Raw genomic sequence first — 21,080 nt, forward strand, 5'->3', positions numbered from 1 at the left:
ACTTTTACCTCTCCCAATATTTATTTCCTTCCATACGGTAGCTGATGGCTTCTGCCAAGTGTATCTCCTTAATCTGTTCACTTTCGTCCAGATCTGCAATGGTGCGCGCTACACGAAGAATTCTATAATAACCTCTGGCACTAAGCCGCAAGGAAGTAAAAGCTCTCTCCATCAGCTTCTCTTCCTTATCCTCCAATAAGCAGAACCTGGGGATATCCTTTGCCGTCAGCCCCGCATTACATTCATATCCTCTTGCGCTATACCTCTCTTCCTGCCGCTTTCTGGCCCTTATCACACGCTTTCTTATGGAAACACTGGACTCACCTTCACTCTTATTGGTCAACTCTTTCATGGCGATTTGAGATACCTCTGCACACAAATCGATTCTGTCCAAAATCGGCCCCGATATACGGCTTTGGTATTTCTTGATATCTGCCGATGTGCAGCGGCATCTGTTCACATCCGGATAATATCCGCAGGGGCAGGGATTCAGGGCTCCTACCAGCATAAAATCTGCCGGATATGTACAATTTCCTCCAATTCTGTCGATATTGATCTGCTTCTCCTCCAAAGGTTGCCTCAGCATGTCCAGCACATGCTGGCCAAATTCAGGCATCTCATCCAAAAACAGCACTCCAAGGTGGGCAAGGCTGATAATTCCGGGTCTGGGAATTCTCCCCCCACCCGTAAGGGAGGATACCGTCGCCGTATGGTGAGGACTTAAAAAGGGTCTCTTTTCGATGAGGGTCTTCCCGCTGCTCAACCTTCCTGCAATGCTATAGAGCGAGGAAACCTCAAGGCACTCATCCTTCGTAAGCGGCGGAAGAATGCCCGTAAGACGGTTTGCTATCATCGTCTTACCGGAGCCGGGAGGGCCTACCAGCAATAAATTATGAAAGCCTGCCGCAGCAATTTCCGCCGCCCGTTTCGCTGCCGCCTGTCCGCTTATTTCTGAAAAATCAGGCGCTTTTTCCCGCTTTCTTATCTTGCTTCCCACAATTTTTTCCGTCCTTTTCTCTTCCCTGCGCTCTCCCCTCAAATAGCTGAGTGCATCTTGTAAAGAAATGGCACCTATTACCTCTATTCCGGATATTACTGCTCCCTCTGCCTTATTTTCTTCGGGTACCAGACACCGCTTTATTCCTTCCGCCTTTGCCCGTCTTACAAGAGGAAGGATCCCTTTAATGGGATTAACCTTTCCGTTCAGACTAAGTTCTCCGACAATCATAATGCCGGATACCGCCTCTTCCTTTATATAGTCCATGGAACGAAGCATACCTACCGCTATCGGAAGATCAAAAGCCGTCCCTTCCTTCCTTATATTCGCAGGAGACAGATTGACCGTAGTGCGCATAGGTGACAGCATAATGCCGGAATTTTTCAGCGCTACCCTTACCCGTTCTCCCGCTTCCTTCACCTCTCCGCTTAAATAACCCACCATTAAAAAACCCGGCAGACCCTTTGCCATATCCACCTCTACATGGACCAGCATGGCATTCATACCGCATATAGCCGCTGATATTATAGTACTAAACATAAAACACAATACCCTCCTTTTGTTTTTCATTTACTGACAGCTGTGAAACTCGTAATCTTCAACAATCTATGGTACATGAAGTCTCCGCAACCGTTACTATTCAGCCTTCCATACCATGAAGACAAAACTGCGTCCCTATGTAATTTTACGAGGGCTGCAAGAACCAAAATACAGTCTTATCGCATTTTGTGCGGATATATTAACCCGCAATCCGGCAGCTTTGCAATCATCTATTTATATATAAAACGAATGTGAAAAAATGGAATTTTCGGGGGAATCCCCTGATGTTCCTTCATACGCCCGGCAAAATGCCGGGCGCAGGGAACTTATGATAATAAATAATAAATGAAATCCTATGTAGTTCTAAAAACTATTAAAAGAATTGTCCCGGAATGTATTCTTCCACTTCCATACTTTCCTCTGCAATCCCGGTATGAAGCTCCGCTTCCTCGAGTTCCGGCACATGGATACCGTGCTCGCGCAGCGTCTTCGTATCGATGATACAACGGTTATCCATCGTCTTCATAATATCGACAACTTCCAAATCGCTGTAAGATTTCTCCGCCAAATCCATGATATTATTGTCTTTAAAGCCCAAGACCATCGGGCGAAGAACATTTTCTTTATTTTTTCTGATTACGATTGCCTTTTCTCCTGTATTCAGCTCTACACTCACACCGGGTACCAGGATATTCACAGACTCAATGAGGGCATCTACAATCTCGGGTGCATAAATTTCCGGATGGTTCAGCAAATGCTTAAGCGCTGCGACCTCCGAAACCGGAGCCCCGTTCAAATGCATCGCCGTCATCGTATCGTAGGTCATGGCCACAGTAAGTACCTGCGCTCCCATCACCGGCCTAAACCTTTTATCCTCCACGCCGACTTTAAAATTATCCATCATCTTCTGAGACTGCACACAGATACGCTTAATATTAGGCTCTGCAGAAAATACTCTGCCGATCAGTTCGAAGCCCGCCGCCTTATAGGAAGCAATTACCTCCTTCTCTGCATCGTTACTCTCTTCCTTCTCCGATACCGCTTTCGGTAACGACAGCATTCCAACCTCATGTACTAACGCCGCCATAACCGTATCCATCTGCTCCTCCAGCTTTATATTCAGCACGTGAGTTATCATCGCACAAAGAATAGCCGTGTTCAGCGCATGTTTATATACATGATCTTCTTTACTTCTCAAATTCTGGATAAAATTGATACTCTTATCGAGATGGCCATAACGCCTAAGAATGTTGTTCACGATTACTTGAAGCTTCGGTCCCCGTTTACTGTCCTTCAATTTATTCAGTTCCTCGCTTAACGCGAATACCGTCATCGTCTGAAAACGCTCGAACAAAATATCTTCCTGCGTCATCGGCGGAACTGGTTCTGCCGGCTCCAGAATGAACAGACCAATTAAACCAAACGTATGAATACTCTGAATGCCTTGTGCGGTAAGCTTGGAATTGCGCTCATAAAGCAAGACCCCATCCTTGTTGTAGATCGGCCTTGCCAATCTCATTCCCTTCTTTAACTTCTCTGTTTTCACAAAAAGCATATACTGTCCCCCTTATCTGACGTTAGGATTCTTTTTCAAATCCTCTTTTAAGCTTACCCAGAGCTCTTTTCTCAATACGGGAGACATAACTTCTGGATATTCCCAGACGCTCCCCAATCTCCCTTTGGGTGACTTCTCTCCCCGTCTCAAGTCCGTATCTTAGAAAAACAATCTCTTTCTCTCTGCCTTCTAACTTTTCCAACAAGCGTGCCAATTTTTTCAAATCGCTGCACAGCTCCATTCTGTCTATCACATCTACCTGTTCTGTCTCAATAATATCGAGTAAATTTATCTCATTTCCTTCCTTATCGGTCCCAATCGGCTCATATAAGGACACTTCCTTCGACGTCTTTCTTTTGGAGCGGATTAACATTAACAGTTCGTTGTCTATACAGCGCGAAGCATATGTGCTGAGCTTTCCCTTGCTGGCGTCAAAAGATGCCACCGCTTTTATAAGCCCTATCGTGCCTATGGAAATCAAATCTTCCATGTCCTCATCCACGTTCTGATACTTCTTGGCGATATGGGCTACAAGGCGTAAGTTGCGCTCAATAAGAATCTCTCTCGCTTCCCGGGCTTTCTCACTGCTCCCTTTTTGCAGGGTCTGAATATAGCGGGCCTCTTCTTCTGCGGTTAAAGGTTTTTGGAAAGTTTTCAAAAAGCGCCCCCGAAGTCAATTTATTATATTCTATGACCTCGCTGCCCTTCTAGTGCCTTTCCATCTAAATTAACTATATTATACAAATTATTAACAAAAATAGCAACAAGTTAAAAGAGAAATTGCGCCATAACATAATTGCTCACGTCTCTTCCGTAAGGAGTCAGTTTCACCCTTTCTCCACTATCCACCAGGCCGTTTTCCAGGAGCCGTCGCAGAACGTCTCCGTATATGTTCTCCATATCCTCGTGAAAAGCTTCAAAAAATACTGTTCTGCTCACGCCTTCCGTCAGGCGAAGTCCCAAAAACATGAACTCCTCCATTTGTTCGGCTCTACCCAGCCTCTGAATTTCTTCCTTCACATCCCGGTGTGCCTTCCCTGCGCCATAGGCATCTAAGTAGGTCTGCATCCTGACGGTATTTTTCCAGCGGACATTTCCCACCATGGAAGAGGCACCCAGCCCGAATCCTGCATAATCATATCTCTTCCAGTATGCACAATTATGCCTGCATTCTTTTCCCTTCAAAGCGTAATTGGAAATCTCATAGCGGCAATAACCTGCTTCCTCCATCTGCTTTCCAGTTTCTTCATACATCCGGCGTTCCTCTTCTTCCGACGGAAGGCCATTTCCTGCTCCGCCTTCGCTTCCACTCTCACCGTATCTGTCAAAAAAGGGGGTTCCCTCCTCGATGATAAGGCTGTAGGCAGAGATATGCTCCGGCTTAAGGTCCGCCACCTTGTGCAGCGTCTCCAGATATCCTTCTGCAGTCTGTCCCGGAAGCGCTGACATCAGATCCACATTCACATTATCAAAACCGGCTTCCCTCGCCATTTTAAAGGTAGCAAAAAAATCGGCAGCATTGTGAGCCCTGCCCAGGGCCTTGAGTTCAGAATCCTGCACCGACTGGGCACCGATGCTGAGCCTGTTGATTCCTGCGGCTTTATACCGGCTAAGCTTTTCTGCGTCTGCCGTACATGGATTTACCTCTATCGTTATCTCCGGATTGCGTGAAAACCGGTAGTAGTTTCTTAGCGTATCCATTATGTTTTCGATATAGGCCGTCTGCAAAATCGAAGGAGTTCCCCCGCCGAAAAATATGGTATCCACAAAGCGTCCTTCATAACGGAAGGCCTCTGTCTCTATTTCCTTAAGAAGCGCCGCCGCATATGCCTCCTTATCCCTCTCCGTGGCCGGAAAGGACAGAAAATCGCAGTACAAGCACTTTTTTATACAAAAAGGAATATGAATATATATGCCTAACATTTATTTATCATCCAGCTTAAGCACGCTCATAAAAGCCTTCTGGGGAATCTCCACGCTGCCGATCTGACGCATACGCTTCTTTCCCTCCTTCTGCTTTTCAAGGAGCTTCTTTTTACGAGTAATATCACCGCCGTAGCATTTCGCAAGAACATCCTTGCGCATAGCCTTTACCGTCTCTCTGGCGATGATCTTACCGCCCACCGCCGCCTGAATCGGAATCTCGAACAGATGTCTGGGAATTTCGTCCTTGAGCTTCTCGCACATCCTGCGTCCGCGCTCATAAGCGCTGTCTGCATGTACGATAAAGGAAAGGGCATCCACCTCTTCATGGTTGATCAATATGTCCAGCTTCACCAGCTTCGATTCCTCATAGCCCTTCAAATTGTAATCGAAGGAGGCATAACCTTTGGAACGGGACTTCAGAGCGTCAAAGAAATCGTAAATAATTTCGTTTAATGGCAGCTCATATTTAAGAAGCGCCCTCGTCTCCTCCATATACTCCATTCCCAAATAACGTCCCCTGCGTTCCTGGCAAAGCTCCATGATGGAACCGATGAACTCTGTAGTCACCATAATTTCCGCACTCACTACCGGCTCTTCCATATATTCAATCTCCGTAGGGTCCGGCAGATTAGAGGGATTGGTCAGTTCGATGACCTCCCCGTTATTCTTATGCACTTTATAGATAACGCTTGGCGCCGTCGTCACCAAGTCCAGATTATATTCTCTCTCCAAGCGTTCCTGAATAATCTCCAGGTGTAACAGTCCCAAAAAGCCGCATCGAAAACCAAAACCGAGAGCGATTGAGGTCTCCGGCTCGTAGTGTAAAGCTGCATCGTTTAGCTGAAGCTTCTCCAAGGCATCTCTGAGGTCCGGATATTTCGCTCCGTCCGCCGGATACATGCCGCAGTACACCATGGAATTTACTTTTTTATAACCCGGCAAAGGCACCGAGCAAGGATTCTTTACATCGGTTACCGTATCTCCCACCGTCGTATCCTTTACGTTCTTGATAGAGGCGGTAATATATCCTACCATGCCTGCAGACAGCTCTTCACATGGAATGAACTGCCCCGGTCCGAAATAGCCTACCTCTACAACCTCCGCTTTCGCGCCGGTAGCCATCATCAATATCTGCGTGCCCTTTCGCACCCTGCCCTCCTTAATGCGGCAGAATACGATAACTCCCTTGTAAGAATCGTAAAGAGAGTCGAAAATGAGAGCTTGAAGAGGGTTGTCCGCACTTCCTGCAGGAGCGGGTATCTTATGCACCACTGCTTCCAGCACCTCTTCGATGCCAATTCCGCTTTTAGCGGAAATAAGGGGCGCATTCTGCGCCTCCAGGCCGATAATATCTTCTATTTCATCCTTCACGCGCTGAGGTTCTGCACTGGGCAAATCTATCTTATTGATTACCGGAAACACATCTAAATCGTGATCCAGCGCCAAATATACATTAGCTAACGTCTGCGCCTCGATTCCCTGCGCCGCATCCACTACGAGGATCGCTCCGTCGCAGGCCGCAAGACTTCTGCTGACTTCATAGTTAAAATCCACATGCCCGGGAGTATCGATCAGGTTAAAAATATACTCCTCCCCATCCTGTGCTTTATATACGATGCGGACAGTTTGCGCCTTGATAGTAATTCCCCGCTCCCTCTCCAAATCCATATTGTCCAAGACCTGCGCCTGCATTTCGCGGCTTGTTAATAGCCCCGTTTTCTCTATCATACGATCCGCCAAAGTAGATTTTCCATGGTCTATATGGGCCACAATACAAAAATTCCTTATTTTACTTTGATCTATGCCTGACATTTGTTTCCTCCGCACTGAATGGTATCAATTATCACTTAAGAAGCTCGATTTTTTGCTTCTTAAGTAATATATCATAAATCCCCTTTCAGCACAATGGAAATTACGTGTGCCAGCGGATCACAAGCATTCATGATTTCTTCTACCGTATTCGTTTGTGCCCCCAGCTCTATCAGAAGCGTTTTGGCCCTAAGATGCATGTTATACCGATAGGCTTTCAGATAAATTCTTCTCGCAATACCGGGATAATATTCGTTACTGGCTGCCTGTGCCTGAAAAGAGAAGGCGAGATTATCATCAATATATGGATTCTCCAGATAGGAAATGTCTCCTTTTTGTCTGGTCCTGCTAAGTCCATTGAAAAACATGAATTGTGCGGTGGGCCTCCCTTGAAGATCGATGACCAGCTTCTTGTGCTCCGGCATAGCGTCCCTGTGAAGATCAATGATTACCTCTATGGTAGGATTCTGGGCCAGCACCTGTTCGATGGCAGGAAGGGCATTGGAATAAGCGTAGTCTCTCGATTCTATATCGTATTTTCCAGTATGGTGAATTACATTGAACCCATACTGCTCGCGTAAAATCTGTGCCAGTCTCTCTCCCGCTCCTACAACTGTGGTAGACTCGTCGCCCGGCACGGAATCCGCAAAGGCTTCCTGAGAATGGGTATGATAAATTAATATCTGGGGATTTTCCGGTGATGCCTTCATCGTCATATCCTTTCCCAGCAGATTATCCAGATTCAGCTGATCATCCGTGATAGATGTCGTTTTGTCTATGGCATAAAAAGCCTTTACGATGTCCTCATATCCTGTAAGCGATGACCAGTCGTATTCATAGCTCTTTGCCTGCGCCTGAAGGAAACCGCTTTTATCTTTCCCTGTTTCGCTTTCATTCCCCCCATCCTGATCCTCGTCCTTTTCTGAGTCCTTTTGCTCTTTCGCCTCGTCCTCTCCCTTTTCCTTATTATGTAAACTATTCTCTTCTTTCATCGCCCGTTCCAAATCGCCGTCGATATGCAGCGCATCATCGCCATATTCCAAGGAACCTTCTTCGATTTCCTTACGTTCCTCGTCCGAACCCTCCTGCCTGATGAGCAGATCGTAGGTATCCTCATCCTCTATACTCACATACTCCTTCGCCTGCTCCTCGCTGTAGCCGTAGATGGGGAGCTGCGCTGCAATCAGCGGCTTTATCAGATTCATGGAGCCCCCAGTGCCTGTCTCCTCTTCCATAAAAGCAAAAACAGGCATGTATGTCTCCATCATCTGCTTTCTCAACCAGTCTGCCGCCTTTTCCTGTATACCGAAGTCTTTTTCCTTTCTATCTCCCGAAAAAGAAGAGTACACAGCGCATACGAAAGATGTTCCGATCAGGATTATTGCACAGCCTGCCACAATTTTTTGTTTTATTTTGTCTCTTCTATTAAAATTACTGTTTCTGCCATCGGAATACAATCGCCTCACCTCAGCCTTTTGCTGTAAAGTTATACTAGGCAATTATATGCCGAAAAACAATCTATAATTCCAGAGCTTCGTTAAGCGCATCACAAATGACATGGCTTATCTGCTTTATTTGATAATCCACATCCTTACTGGTCACATACATGTTGTTAAGTTCCGCCAGATTCACTTTCATTTCTCCCGACACCGCATCGTTGACTATAGTCGCCGCATCTACCACCGTAGGCACACCGATTGCAATAACAGGAACCTCAAGACTTTCCTTCGTCAGGGCATTTCTATGATTTCCTACTCCCGAACCCGGATGGATACCTGTATTAGTCACTTGAATCGTCCGGTTCAGTCTTTTGGTGGAACGTGCTGCCAGCGCATCCACTACAATAACAACATCCGGTTTCGTCTGGTCGATAACTCCCTTGATGATTTCTGCACTCTCCATCCCGGTCTTGGCCATAACTCCCGGTACGATACTGCTCACCATATTCATCTTCGATTTGCTGTATGCCGCCTTTCCATATTCCATTACCACATGTCTCGTAATGAACAAATTGTCCGCTACGTTCGGTCCCAAAGCATCTGCCGTCACATCCCGATTACCAAGTCCTACAATCAGCACGGACTGTTCCTCCTCGGCCTCGGGAATAATATCTTTAAGCTCCTTTGCTAGGGCGGAAGAAATTTCCTGATGATAATTTTCATCCGGTTCCACCATTCTGGGAGCTTCCAACGTAGTATAGGTGCCTATGGGTTTTCCCATAGCCTTCGCTCCGTTTTTTGTTTCAATGATTACTCTGGTAACCCTTATTTCATTTTTTTCATCATAGGTCTCTTCCACGCTGACACCTCTGATTTCCTCCGCTTCCCCTATACTTTCTCTGGCCTCCAGAGCTAAATCCGTTCTTACTTGAAAACAACTCATCTGTCCGCTCCCAAATCCTTTTCTTTGTTTAATTTATGCAAGTAAAGCTTTTTGCTGCAAAAAAAACTTCTCTACAACGTATTTTTTACAAAAACTAGCGAATTATGTATTGACATCTTCAAACTCTTAATTTACAATAAAATACGCGTGTTTCATTAAAACGTCCGTGTCCGGATTTAATGAAACCTTTCGTAAAAATTGATCGATAGAGATAAATAGGAGGTGTGGGTCTTGGCTAACATCAAATCTGCTAAAAAGAGAATTTTAGTTAACAACGCAAAAGCTGATAGAAACAAAGCTATCAAGTCCGGTGTTAAGACGGCTGTGAAGAAAGTGAATGCTGCAATCGAAGCGAACGATAAAGCTGCTGCTTCCGCTGCATTATTAGCTGCTACTTCAGTAATTGACAAAGCTTCTACAAAAGGCGTATATCATAAGAATACCGCTTCTAGAAAAGTATCGCGTCTGGCACAGGCTATTAATAAGATGGCTTAATTCTTCGATATAAACGAGAATGTGAATGAACATAAAAACAGCCCATACCGTCATATGGGTTGTTTTTTTATGTCATAGGAAAGTGCTCCTGTTGCAGAGCAAATGAATGCACTGCAACGCGCGCCAAGCAAAACGAGGTTATTGAATGCAGGATTGCGCGAAGCAAACCTTTGTTCTGTCCATATGGGAAGAAAAACAGCCTAACGGCTGTGTCCTCCTCCGCCGTGATGGCCTCCGCCGGAATGCCCGCCGCCTGAGCTTCCTCTCCCGCCGCTGCCGCTGTTTCTTTCGATATGCCTTCCCGTCACTACCTTATTGATAAGCGCATCTTCCTCCCTCTTCAAATGAGGCCTGCCACCATTTACATAGGTAGTAGCCATGGTAGTCTTGTTTCCCTTTTTACCGCTCCAATGCACCGCTATAAACACGATAGCTATGATGGCTGCTGCCGCAAAGGGAGACCAGGATGGTATCGACTCTGTTAATTGTCCCGTATTTGTCATATCATAATAGAACTCGTTCACATAGGATTCATATGCTTTATAAGGGTCATCTTCTACATACTGATATACTTCGTCTAACAGATTATCCACCATGGAGCTGCCGTATTCCTCTTCTGCCTTCCCCACAGTACAGAGCCATGTATAAATCCTTCCGTCATCCTCACGAAACCAGTTATCAACCAAAAGGATTCCATCACCAATCGGTTTGTTGTAACCGAATTTATTCTCATCATAAAAATCCTCAGCATATATCCGCACAAACTCGTCGTAGGAGACATCCGGCTCCTTTTCCCTCGCATATTCCTTAAGAGACTCGTTAAGTGTTACTAGTACAATGTCGCATCCGGTCTGAGCTTCCCTCTCGGCAATCAATTCCCGCAGCTTGCTTTCTTCCTCCTCCGTTAGAACATCTCCATAGTCAAAAACCCTCTCTTTTGTGAGGCATTCCGCGTTGGTACGCTCTCCTACCTTCTGTGATGCCTGATAAATCAGCGTTCCTGCGTAGAGCACTCCCAGAAGTACCGTGATAAGAAAAATCCATTTAAAGTAATTAAAATATTGTTTCATCGCTTACATTACCTCCAGTATTCCCATAAGAAAAGTCAACGCTATACTGGCAACGGCAAATACCGTGGCACCGTATGCCAGCACCTTCGCCTTGGATACGGGAGTGGAACCTACAATCTTGCCCGTCTGTCCATTTACGTAAAAATCATAATCCTTATCCTGATACTTATACAGATAACGCCAAACAGGGAGGAGCGCATAATGCACGCCTTCTCTTTGCGTGGAAATATCTCTGTTCTCCGGAATTACCGAGGAATACCCTGAAATCGTCTCTTGAAGTAGCGCCTCCAGATCCTTGTTCGCTTTCGTCTTTGCCCTTTCCTCCAAGGTATCCGCATCCTCATTGTATACCTCACCGAAGAAGCCCGACATATATTTCTCCATAAAACCTTCCAATTGCTTATAATCGTAAGGCTCCATCAAATCCATGACATCGTTTTGCAGGACGGATGCATCTACCGGAATCTTGTCGAACTCTACATCCATATCTCTCTCTATACGATAATAAGATGTCTCCGTATATTCCGTATCGCCGGCCACCCATACTCTGACCTTCGTTCCCTTTCCGGTATATTCATATCTGGCTGCATAATCGTACATCCAGAACGGGACATAGATTCCCTTCATATCCTTAAGCGTGGCTTCCGAAAGAAAGCTATCCGGAGTGAAAATCCTCCTTTTAAACTCATTTCGGAGCATATCTACTACATCCTTCTTGTCAATCTTGAAAGGCAGCACCAAATCCGGGCGATAGACACCGTTTACTCTGTCGTCCAGTATAATATAACTTCCACAATACTCGCACTGACAAGTGGACGCATACTCCTCTATGTTCAGCGCTGCTCCACAGTTTAAGCACTCTGTCTGTGATTTTGCATTCTCTCTTTCCTCGCTGTCAACCCCGTCGCAGTGAGGGCAGTACATCTTCCCCGACGCAGGGCTGTATACCGCGTTTCCGCCGCAGTTCTTACATCTGAATAACATCTTTTCTCCCCATCTTCCTTTTCTCTTTATTTAGTATACGATTTTGTTTCTTCCGGCCTCTTTTCCCCTATAAAGCTTTCCATCCACATCGTTAATGGAATGTTCTATATCTTTCTGAAAATCGAACTCACTCAGCCCGAAGGTCATCGTTACTTTTATTGTTTCTCCCATGTAGCGCATCTCCAGCTTCCTTATCCTCTTTTGAAGTTCCTCCAGAAGAATCAGCGCATCGTCTCCGTTGACATTATCGAAGGCGAACAGGAACTCTTCTCCTCCCCAACGGCATACCCGGCCCTTTTCACCGGCCATTTCTATAAATATGGATGCCAAATGGCGCAGTACAATGTCTCCGCATTCGTGGCCATAGTTGTCGTTTACCGCCTTAAAGAAATCGATATCACCAAGGGCTAACGACAGGTTGTCGATTTTCCCTTCTCTGCATTCTCTCTCCTTCTTCTCCAAATACTCACTCATGCTCCGTCTGTTGAATAATCCGGTAAGGGGATCTATCGCTGCCAGTCTGTGAAGCTTTTCATTATATATGACGAGCTTCTTCTCCATCTCTTGGGAATCCTCGGTAAACACCGCCAAAATCGTCATCGTAGCGATAAATACGAAAACGGTATTGATGGTCTGGAATATGATATAGGTTCGCATCTCCAATAGATAAACCGGTTCATACTGAAGGGTGTAGGCATACAAAGCCAGACGGAACAAGCAAAGTGCCACACCCGTTATAATCTTCCATTGAAGCTTGCTATAGCTGGTCGTAAAATTCAGCGCCAGCAGTACGAATACGAAATGCTGTACACCGCAGTCCCAGCCAAATCCTCTGATGAAAGCGATAATCCAGATTCCCATCAGTATATGAACGAATATGATAGACATCTTCGTTCTGTTCAAATATGTTGTATAAAAAGATGCTGCATAAGCACAAAATAACGGCACACACAATACAATTGGCTTAATATCTCCTGTCACAAAAAAAGTGCATAAAAGAAGAAGAAAATAAATGCACATAATGATGGAGTTTAGCCTGAGTATGATAGAAGCCTTCTTCGTTTCATTTTCGCTCTTCACATCCTGGAATAACATTTCCGCAAATTTATGAATCATCTCAAACCTCCGGTATAAGGCTGCCCCTGCATGATTCCCCTATATTACGATATTATAACTTACCTTCTACCATTTATCAAACAAAAAAAGCATCTATGGAACAATCACTAATAAACTATTGTCCCACAGATGCGATATGTCATCTGATTTTTCTTTTTACAATGTTATCCTATGCGGCTTGTTACTATACGTGCACATAATTTTTGTATTCCACAGCAAATGAATGGATATCCTCCTGCACATAATTTTCCGCTTCTACACAGAAATCCTTTTCCTCTCTCTTGCGATACTCTTGCTCCATAAATAAATGAAACAGTGCCTTCATCTTATGCTCTATCTCCTCCGCACTTCCCTTACACGCCTCTCCTTCCTGCTCCAGCATTCTTCTTACAATGTATCGCATGACAACAGAACTTACATTGAGGAATAATTCTTTATACCCCCTATGATATTCTCGCTGTGCCTCAATAATATAGTTTCTGGGAAAAGCCTGGAGAAAGCGCTGTTCCAATCGTATTGCTTTTAAATAACTGTAGATCAAGTCCACGCCGCAAATCTCATCCGGTATATTTACAAGCAGCGGATAATCCAATGTCAGCATATGGTTCTGAGGAAAAAATCTCGCATCGTAATGCACAAAAAATGCCGGCATTCCTCTTACAACCGTATCGTAACAGCAACGGCTTTCATAGGCGTCGAAGCCCACCATGATTTCTTCATATATGATCTTCGCTTCGCTCACCTTGTCCATAACAAGCTGAAAGCCTTCTTTGTACGTTTCCATGGCGCTCTTTCTCGCTCCGCTTTCGACAATTTGTGTGTGTTCAGATCCATCCCCTCCCTGCAAGTGCATCTCTCTTTCCTCAACGCAGTACAGCACTGCCCCCATAAGCTGCTGCGCTTTCTCATAGGTTATGGAGGTGCTCTCTTTGCTGGTGTATTTCTCTGTTAAATATTTTACAACCGGAAGCAATTCTTCTATCCCGTATTCCATAGCGTTCCCCTTTCTTTTAGGACCGTAAGATTTTCAGCTCAGTTCCTCATACAGCACCTGAAGGTATAAATCTCTGTCCCAGCGCTGTTCCTCCGAAAATATCTCGTAGTCCCCCTTTCCTCCGCTGCTTATATAGCCCCGATAACCGGCGCGCACGGCGCGGGCGAATCGCTCTAAGCAAGTTTCCTGAAGGTACTCGACGGAACCAAAACAGATTTCTTCATATAATTCCTTCATCACCTCAATCAATTCATCATCCGTCAGATTATCCTCAGCCTCATTCTTATACAAGTAAAAAACGTCCTGAAGCTGCACCAGGGTATCCGCATAGTTGTCCCTGTCAATATACTGAGAATCGCAAAAAGCTTGTATCAGCTGTGGCAGTATTCCCTCTCCGAACTCCACCCTCCTTTGCTTTTTCAAAGCATCCTGCCTGCACTGTACCAGCATCCGGGCTTCCTCCTGCGTCAATGCCAGCCCGAACTTCTGTGTCTTTTCGTTGCATGCAATTACCCTCTCAAGCTCTTGTTTCTGCCCCGCTGCCGCGAGTACTTCAAATAGTTCCTCCTGCATACATAACCCCCTTTTTTTCAACCTTATCACTTAAGTAAGTATTTATTGTATACCAAAGATATTTAAATACAAGAATTGAAAAAAAGTTATTTTTGTGGTATTATATATATAGAAAGAGAGACGATGATTTATCGCCTCTCTTTTTTCCGATATGGTGTATTGACTTCTTTATTTCCGCTCCATCATGCGCAGCTGTTCCGCATTCTCGTTAAGACCTTCCATAACTCGCGCCAAGGTCTCCACTCTTTCCAGATTCCACTTGCTTCCTTCGTAGGTTTCATTGGCACCTGCCGTTACTTCCTCGGTTACAGCCGATACATTTCCTATACTTTCAATAATCATACGGTTGGAGGTCGATACCGTGCCCACCATGGATTTCAGTCTTCCCATCTGTCCGAAAATATCCTCCGTACTCGTTTGAATCCGCTTGAAATTATTCGCCGTGTCATTTACATAGCCGCCCTGTACCTTATTGCTGTCCAAAAGTCCTCCGACGGATTCCGTTACTTCGCTTAAGGATTTTGTAATGTTTTCAATCAAGTCATTGATATCTCCGGTCGCGTGGCTAGTCTGTCCTGCAAGGCTGGATATCTCAGATGCAACAACTGCAAAGCCCCTTCCTGCTTCTCCGGCTCTGGCTGCCTCAATGCTGGCATTCAGAGCAAGCAATCCCGTCTGTGATGCCACATTGCTGATAAGTGCCATAATTCCCTGCATCTTATCGGCATAAGCCAAAAGCTCCTTCATCTCCTGCGCCACCTTCCGGCTGGCTTCCTCAGATATGCTCATCTGATGAATCAGTTGTTCCATCGCCTCCCGCCCATTGGTAAGGTTCTGCTCCGCATTCTTTACATCATTCATAATAGAGTCCGTAACTTCCTCTACCTCCTCGATGCTCTTGTTGATTTCCTCCGTATTCTTTTGCTGCTGTAAAATTGCCGCTACCGCATCGTTAGCCCCTCCGGTAAGCTCCTCCATGGCACCCTTCGTCACCTCGATGGATTTCTCCAACTGCTCCGTCTCTCCCGCGGCCTTATTAATATCGGCAGTCATAGAATCCGCCACCTGAAGAACCGTTTGCAGCACTTCCTCCGAATTTGATTTTTCTTTATCCACCCGCTCTATATTGGCATTATTTATCTTGGAAATTTTGGAATGTGCCATTATTGTAAAGACTCCGGTCAATATAAGACATGCGAACATGATTTCCGTATCCGTAATATCCTTCGCAGACATCTCCATCGTCATAACCTTGTCTACCGTTAATACGGCATTTGCAAGCAGCGCATAGATTCCGAGAATTGTGGATAGCTTCATATCTACATATACGGCTAAGATTACAAAGATCACGATCACATAGCAAAACGACAGGCTGGTATATGAGGTAAATAAAATGTAGGTGTAAAGCAGCGAAAAGCCTACGCTTGTAATGTAGCGGACTGCCTTGGTCTCCTTCTTCTTAAAATAAGCCAGTATCGCCAAAATACTTGGGAGAATACAACAGGCTGCCACTATGGCATAGGATCCTATTGTCCTCGCTCCTTTTAATACCTCTATCAAATATGCTGCTGCGAGAATGGCATTCATAATACAGACACCGACTATCGCCGTATAGTTTCTGCTCTGCTCCGCCACTCTTTCATCTGTTAAATCTAACTGTACTCCATTCATTTCTTATCTGCTCCTTCCATTGACCCTTAGGATTGTTGTAAATACGTTACTTTATGTTCACTATCTTACTATTATCATTCAAAGTAAACAAAATATCAAGATAAAATTCACATTTAATTATAGATATTATTGAAATATACATAGAATTGTATTGATAAATCGTATCCTCTGATACATAATAAAAATATATTTATTTTCTTATAATATTACTTTCTTATAAAGGGGGACAAATGCAATGCCTCAATCCGAAACGCTTCAAAAGATCATAAGCAATATGGAAACTGTCATCGTCGGCAAACGCAGTGTCATTGAGCTTTCTCTCATCGCGCTGCTTTCCGACGGCCACCTTCTGTTAGAGGATGTGCCCGGAGTGGGCAAGACCACCTTGGCGAAGTCGCTGGCCCAGTCTATCGAATGCAGCTTTGCCAGAGTTCAATTCACTCCTGATACTCTCCCAAGCGATGTTACCGGCATGACGATATACAATATGCAAACGGGTGAATTTCGTTACTGTGCGGGCGTTGTGATGAACGATATTCTTCTTGCCGATGAAATCAACCGCACTTCGCCAAAGACGCAGGCCAGTCTCTTGGAAGCCATGGAAGAGCACCAGGTGACGGTGGATGGCAATACCTATTCTCTGCCCCAGCTTTTCATGGTAATCGCCACGCAAAATCCCATAGAACAGCTAGGTACCTATCGTCTGCCTGAAGCCCAACTGGATCGCTTTATGATGAAGATTTCTATGGGATATCCTGAAAAAATCAAGGAAGAGACGGATATCGTCCGCCGTATCATGGAAGGTGAGCCTTTAAAGAGCCTTCTTCCCGTCTCATCCAAAGAGGAAATTCTTCATATAAAGGAAGAAGTCAAAGCCGTGACCGTACATGAAGATATTATTACCTATGCCGTAGAAATTGCCCGCAATACGAGGAAGAGCCGTTATCTTACTCTGGGCGCCAGCCCCCGGGCCGCTATCGCACTGACCCGCGCAGCAAGAAGCCGGGCTTACCTTCTCGGGCGCTCTTATGTTACGCCTGAAGATATTACCGTGCTTGCGCAGCCGGTGCTCATGCACCGTCTCATCCTTTCCTCAGAAGCCAGATTGGAAGGGAAAAAGGAAAAGGATATTTTGGAAGAAGCGCTTCATCAGACAAAGGTACCCATCCTATGAGAAAAATAATTTATTTTATTTTTTTAATAGGTTCCATAGTATTGGCCAGCTTTCGGGGAGGCAATATTCCATATATGCTGTTTTACTTCGCCCTGCTCATTCCAGTTCTTGCTCTTACCTATTCCATATATGTTTATTTCCGCTTCAAAATCGTACAGGAGGTTTCCCGGACTGTGGTGAAAGCGAAGGAGGTTCCTTACCGCCTCATTCTGGCAAACGAGGATTTCATTCCGTTTACCGACATTACTCTTCACTATTTTTCCGATATGGTAACGATAGAAGAGCGCAAGGATATAAATAACTTATGCCTGCTTCCTCATCAGATTCTCCGTGTGGATACAAAGATGTACTGTAAATACAGAGGTACCTATCCGGTAGGTGTAAAAAGCGTCTCCGTTACAGACTTCCTAGGGCTATTTACCATTACCTACCCTATGACGACGCAGGTCAGGCTTACCGCTATGCCCCGTATCCTTCCTTTAGAACTCCTTATGGCAGACCTGCAAAAGAAAGATCCTAAGAACACTCGTTTCTCCGTTTCCAAGCTTCAGGAGCTTCCCGATTACGAAGCGCGGCCATACCGTCCCGGAGACCAGTTAAAATACATACATTGGAAGAATTCTGCCAAAACCGGTGAACTTCTCGTTCGAAAACAAATGCCGGAAGAGCTGTTCGAAACCGTAATTATCATGGATTTATCTCCCATTCCGGGAGATATCGATATCCGTCTGCAAACGGAAGATAATATTATCGAGTCCGTAATCGCCTTCGTACACGACTATTATTTGAAGCAGATTCCCGTTCGCGTCGTATATATGGAGGATGATAAGCTAAAGGAGCTTCTCATAAATGCCCGGACCGGTTTCGAGCGGTTTTATGAGATTTGTGCTGTACTTTCCTTTCATTCTTCTCTTCCCTTAGAAAAGGTATGGGCAAATTATAGTTCACAGACAGCTCATTCCTATGCCGTCATCCTCATTACTGCCTCCGTCTCAGGCGATTTAAGGCGTTACACGGAAGAAAACGGCAGAATCGGCAACGAAGTAATCCTAATTGATACCGGAGGATTGTCCCTATGAAAAATTGGATTGTCGAAAAGACCGGAAGCTTAAGAAAATATTATGAAATACTTTATTCGGCTGCTCTTTGCATGGGCCTTATTCTGCTTGCAGACAGCTTGTTTTCACTTCCCTATCGCACTGTTTTTTTCCTGCTTTCCTCCCTGCTTTGGCAATTTTTCATTTATACGGCGGAAGAAAAAAATCTCCGTTTTCCATTGTGGAGCAGCCTGGGAGTATTGCTCGTCTTTGTCTACCTGTTTTTATATGCCGGAGGCAAAAATCTCGTCCCATATTTCTATTTTCTCGGTTTGGCGTCGATTTGCGTTCCGCTTTCCATTCTGTGCTATCTGACCGGTCAAAGGCTATGGCTGAAAGCCTTGCTCTGCTTTTCTCAGCTTATTTGCCTCATTGTTTTCAGCATACAGAAACTTTCCCTCTCAAAATGGGCCGTATGCCTTATTTTGTTCTGCTTTCTGCTCTTTCTTGCAGAGCTTTCCTGTGCGTTTTCCGAAGGAAAAGCAGGGCAGAAAATACTTTACCTGACACCCTTCTTTTTCCTGGCCATGCTGTTCCTATTCCTTCTGCCCGTGAAAGAAACGCCAATACGATGGCATGCAGTAAAAAATGTGTTTAAAGCGGTACGAGAGGAACTGACCGCCCTCATTATAAATGCAGAGTATTTCTTTTCCGGAGACAGCGGCAACTATTCCCTAAGCTTTGCCGGTTATGACGAGGATAGCGGAATCGGAGGGAAAGTCCTTTCCTCCGATAGTCCACAGATTTCCATTATCGGCGACCAGACCAAGGCTCCTCTTTATCTGGCAGGAAACATACGCGACTTCTATAACGGTCATGGTTGGGAACTGCGCGCGGCAGGGAAGCCTTACGAGGGAGAAGAATACATCCTGCAATACGATGGGCTGATGTCCTCTCTTTCACAGAGTATTTATTCACAGGAGGATATCGAAGAGCTGGTAAACTATAGCTATTACAATATTACCTATAAAAGCTTGAAGACAAAGAGCCTGTTCTTCGCCCCATTTACCCAGAACATCCTGCTTTTTAACGAGAAGCCCACCGCCTCTGCTTACGGTGACGGGCTCCGGCTTTCCAAAGCACAAGGCATGGGCTTTCATTATCAGCTCCATCTTATGGAGCTTAATTATTCTGACGAAAAGGTAAAACAGCTTTTAAGGGGGCATGCATGGAGGGTCATTCCTTCTCTTACGCAAGCAGCCGCTAAGAGGCAGAGCTTCATCCATGAACATTATACGCTCCTTCCCGATTCACTCCCTTCCCGTGTTTATTCACTGGCGGAAGAAATTACATCCAAAGAAGATAACGACTATGACCGTATGAAGGCAATCGAGAATTATCTGAGCGAATATACTTATACTACTTCTCCCCAGCCGCTTCCCGAAGAAGCGGACGTAGTTGACGGGTTCCTCTTCCAAAGCAGGACCGGCTACTGTACATATTTTGCCTCTGCGATGGCGGTTCTCGGACGCTGTGAGGGCATTCCTACCCGCTATGTGGAGGGCTTTGTTTCTAATGGTTCCTACCACTATGATAACCGCACCCTGAACCTCTCCGGCAACAATGCTCATGCATGGGTGGAGGTATATATCGATAATATCGGCTGGATTCCCTACGACCCTACGCCCCGCTACTACACAGTCACTAACACGGCATGGGGGCAAAGCGGGGAAACTGCCGTTGCCGCTGCCATCACTACGCCAACCATTCCTTATGCAAATCCTTCTCCGGTTCCTGAAGAAAACGAAACCTATGAAATCACCAATTTCTCTGTCCTGGAAAGTGGGAAGGAGCTTTTACTCTTCGTTTTGGATGGTCTGCTCCTTATGTGTATCGTAAGCTTCATTATCTTTCTCCTTCTTCTCTTACGAAACCAATTACAGCACCGGCGCTACATGGCAGGAAGCGACTACGGGAAGATACAGTTTCACATGAAAAAAGCCTTCCAATTCGGAAGGCTGTATGGTTATCCCATAGATGCAGGAGAAACCCTTTCGGATTACGGCGCCCGGACCGAAGGTAGTCTGGACACATCCGAATACTCTTTTTTAGATATATGTGATTTGTTCCAAAGCATCCGCTTCGGAGGCCGCCCTATCTCAGACATGAATATCAAGGTGATGGAGGCTTATACCTCCTCCTTGCAAAAAAAATATCTAAAGCAATGCGGCCGTATGAAACGTCTGCTGTATTTTGTGATGCCGAATGCATAAAGAGAAGCTAATACCCTTCTCTTTCTTCTTCCTTCGTCCGATGGACAGTTCCTCTCGGATGTGCAGGCGGCGCATAGACAGAGGAAAGTCTAAGCGGACTTTTGCCAGAATTAATTATATTATGCCAAACACCCGCCGGTATGAAGATTGTATCGCCTGCGGACAGATGCTGCTGAAAGTCCAGTCGATCCACATAATTTCCTATTTTAACGAGTCCCTGCCCTTCCTTCACGCTGAGGATGTGGTCAGTATTGTGATGTACCTCAATGCCAATTTCTCCATATACCGGAATACACATAACTGTCATCTGTAAATTTGAACCGGTCCATAATGCCGTGCGGAAATTCTGGTTCCGCTTAGTTTCATGCTCGACGTTTGTGGCAAAGGAAAGCGGTCCGTAATCGGTACTGCTTATGCCACGATAATAGTTCATAGGAAAACTCCTTTTCCTACTCTTAGAACATCATATGCGGCAAAACATACT

The 21,080-nt window shown here is 45.2% G+C and carries 18 protein-coding genes; 4 read left to right on the forward strand and 14 right to left on the reverse strand.

The window, feature by feature from the left end:
• Positions 1-4 precede the first annotated feature (4 nt).
• The 7 genes from CC90_RS0108140 to gpr form a co-directional block, all read right to left on the reverse strand.
• On the reverse strand, positions 5-1,537 hold the full coding sequence (locus CC90_RS0108140) for a YifB family Mg chelatase-like AAA ATPase (protein WP_031390301.1): 1,533 nt from the start codon (positions 1,535-1,537) through the stop codon (positions 5-7).
• A gap of 373 nt (positions 1,538-1,910) precedes the next feature.
• Positions 1,911-3,092 (reverse strand): HD-GYP domain-containing protein, encoded by a 1,182-nt coding sequence (locus tag CC90_RS0108145; RefSeq protein ID WP_051869330.1) that lies wholly within the window; start codon positions 3,090-3,092, stop codon positions 1,911-1,913.
• 22 nt (positions 3,093-3,114) lie between these two features.
• Positions 3,115-3,750 (reverse strand): RNA polymerase sporulation sigma factor SigK, encoded by a 636-nt coding sequence (gene sigK / locus CC90_RS0108150; protein ID WP_031390303.1) that lies wholly within the window; start codon positions 3,748-3,750, stop codon positions 3,115-3,117.
• 110 nt (positions 3,751-3,860) lie between these two features.
• Positions 3,861-5,015, reverse strand: coding sequence for a radical SAM family heme chaperone HemW (gene hemW, locus CC90_RS0108155; protein ID WP_031390304.1), 1,155 nt, complete (start codon positions 5,013-5,015; stop codon positions 3,861-3,863).
• The gene (gene lepA, locus CC90_RS0108160) at positions 5,016-6,830 is read right to left on the reverse strand and encodes a translation elongation factor 4 (RefSeq protein WP_031390305.1); all 1,815 of its coding nucleotides are present in this window, start codon (positions 6,828-6,830) and stop codon (positions 5,016-5,018) included. It abuts the gene before it with no gap.
• Between the two features lie 71 nt (positions 6,831-6,901).
• Positions 6,902-8,293 (reverse strand): stage II sporulation protein P, encoded by a 1,392-nt coding sequence (locus tag CC90_RS22235; RefSeq protein ID WP_242843255.1) that lies wholly within the window; start codon positions 8,291-8,293, stop codon positions 6,902-6,904.
• 52 nt (positions 8,294-8,345) lie between these two features.
• Complete coding sequence (gpr, locus tag CC90_RS0108170; RefSeq protein WP_031390307.1) at positions 8,346-9,209, reverse strand: GPR endopeptidase; 864 nt, start codon at positions 9,207-9,209, stop codon at positions 8,346-8,348.
• A gap of 231 nt (positions 9,210-9,440) precedes the next feature.
• On the opposite strand from gpr, the gene rpsT reads away from it, so the two are divergent.
• On the forward strand, positions 9,441-9,704 hold the full coding sequence (gene rpsT, locus CC90_RS0108175) for a 30S ribosomal protein S20 (protein ID WP_031390308.1): 264 nt from the start codon (positions 9,441-9,443) through the stop codon (positions 9,702-9,704).
• A 200-nt stretch (positions 9,705-9,904) separates the two neighbouring features.
• On the opposite strand, the gene CC90_RS0108180 is transcribed toward rpsT, so the two are convergent.
• The 6 genes from CC90_RS0108180 to CC90_RS0108205 form a co-directional block, all read right to left on the reverse strand.
• Positions 9,905-10,774 carry a TPM domain-containing protein gene (locus CC90_RS0108180; protein ID WP_031390309.1) on the reverse strand — a complete coding sequence of 290 codons (870 nt, stop codon included), beginning with the start codon at positions 10,772-10,774 and terminating at the stop codon, positions 9,905-9,907.
• A gap of 3 nt (positions 10,775-10,777) precedes the next feature.
• Positions 10,778-11,758, reverse strand: a complete 981-nt coding sequence (locus CC90_RS0108185; RefSeq protein ID WP_031390310.1) for a hypothetical protein — start codon at positions 11,756-11,758, stop codon at positions 10,778-10,780.
• A 30-nt stretch (positions 11,759-11,788) separates the two neighbouring features.
• Positions 11,789-12,874, reverse strand: coding sequence for a GGDEF domain-containing protein (locus CC90_RS0108190; RefSeq protein ID WP_031390311.1), 1,086 nt, complete (start codon positions 12,872-12,874; stop codon positions 11,789-11,791).
• 184 nt (positions 12,875-13,058) lie between these two features.
• The gene (locus tag CC90_RS0108195; RefSeq protein WP_051869332.1) at positions 13,059-13,868 is read right to left on the reverse strand and encodes a DUF6179 domain-containing protein; all 810 of its coding nucleotides are present in this window, start codon (positions 13,866-13,868) and stop codon (positions 13,059-13,061) included.
• A gap of 33 nt (positions 13,869-13,901) precedes the next feature.
• Positions 13,902-14,441, reverse strand: a complete 540-nt coding sequence (locus tag CC90_RS0108200) for a DUF6323 family protein (RefSeq protein ID WP_031390313.1) — start codon at positions 14,439-14,441, stop codon at positions 13,902-13,904.
• A 168-nt stretch (positions 14,442-14,609) separates the two neighbouring features.
• Complete coding sequence (locus tag CC90_RS0108205; RefSeq protein ID WP_031390314.1) at positions 14,610-16,112, reverse strand: methyl-accepting chemotaxis protein; 1,503 nt, start codon at positions 16,110-16,112, stop codon at positions 14,610-14,612.
• 235 nt (positions 16,113-16,347) lie between these two features.
• On the opposite strand from CC90_RS0108205, the gene CC90_RS0108210 reads away from it, so the two are divergent.
• Genes CC90_RS0108210 through CC90_RS0108220 form a run of 3 tightly spaced genes read left to right on the forward strand, consistent with a single transcriptional unit; the run spans position 16,348 to position 20,596 of the window.
• The gene (locus tag CC90_RS0108210) at positions 16,348-17,286 is read left to right on the forward strand and encodes an AAA family ATPase (protein ID WP_031390315.1); all 939 of its coding nucleotides are present in this window, start codon (positions 16,348-16,350) and stop codon (positions 17,284-17,286) included.
• Positions 17,283-18,365, forward strand: coding sequence for a DUF58 domain-containing protein (locus CC90_RS0108215; RefSeq protein ID WP_031390316.1), 1,083 nt, complete (start codon positions 17,283-17,285; stop codon positions 18,363-18,365). The genes CC90_RS0108210 and CC90_RS0108215 overlap by 4 nt, the downstream gene beginning before the upstream one ends.
• Positions 18,362-20,596: a transglutaminase-like domain-containing protein gene (locus CC90_RS0108220; RefSeq protein ID WP_031390317.1), complete on the forward strand. Its 2,235-nt coding sequence runs from the start codon at positions 18,362-18,364 to the stop codon at positions 20,594-20,596. The genes CC90_RS0108215 and CC90_RS0108220 overlap by 4 nt, the downstream gene beginning before the upstream one ends.
• A gap of 7 nt (positions 20,597-20,603) precedes the next feature.
• On the opposite strand, the gene CC90_RS0108225 is transcribed toward CC90_RS0108220, so the two are convergent.
• Positions 20,604-21,029, reverse strand: coding sequence for a cupin domain-containing protein (locus CC90_RS0108225; RefSeq protein WP_031390318.1), 426 nt, complete (start codon positions 21,027-21,029; stop codon positions 20,604-20,606).
• Positions 21,030-21,080: the final 51 nt, after the last annotated feature.

This window comes from Kineothrix alysoides (genome assembly GCF_000732725.1).
Classification (GTDB): domain Bacteria; phylum Bacillota; class Clostridia; order Lachnospirales; family Lachnospiraceae; genus Kineothrix; species Kineothrix alysoides.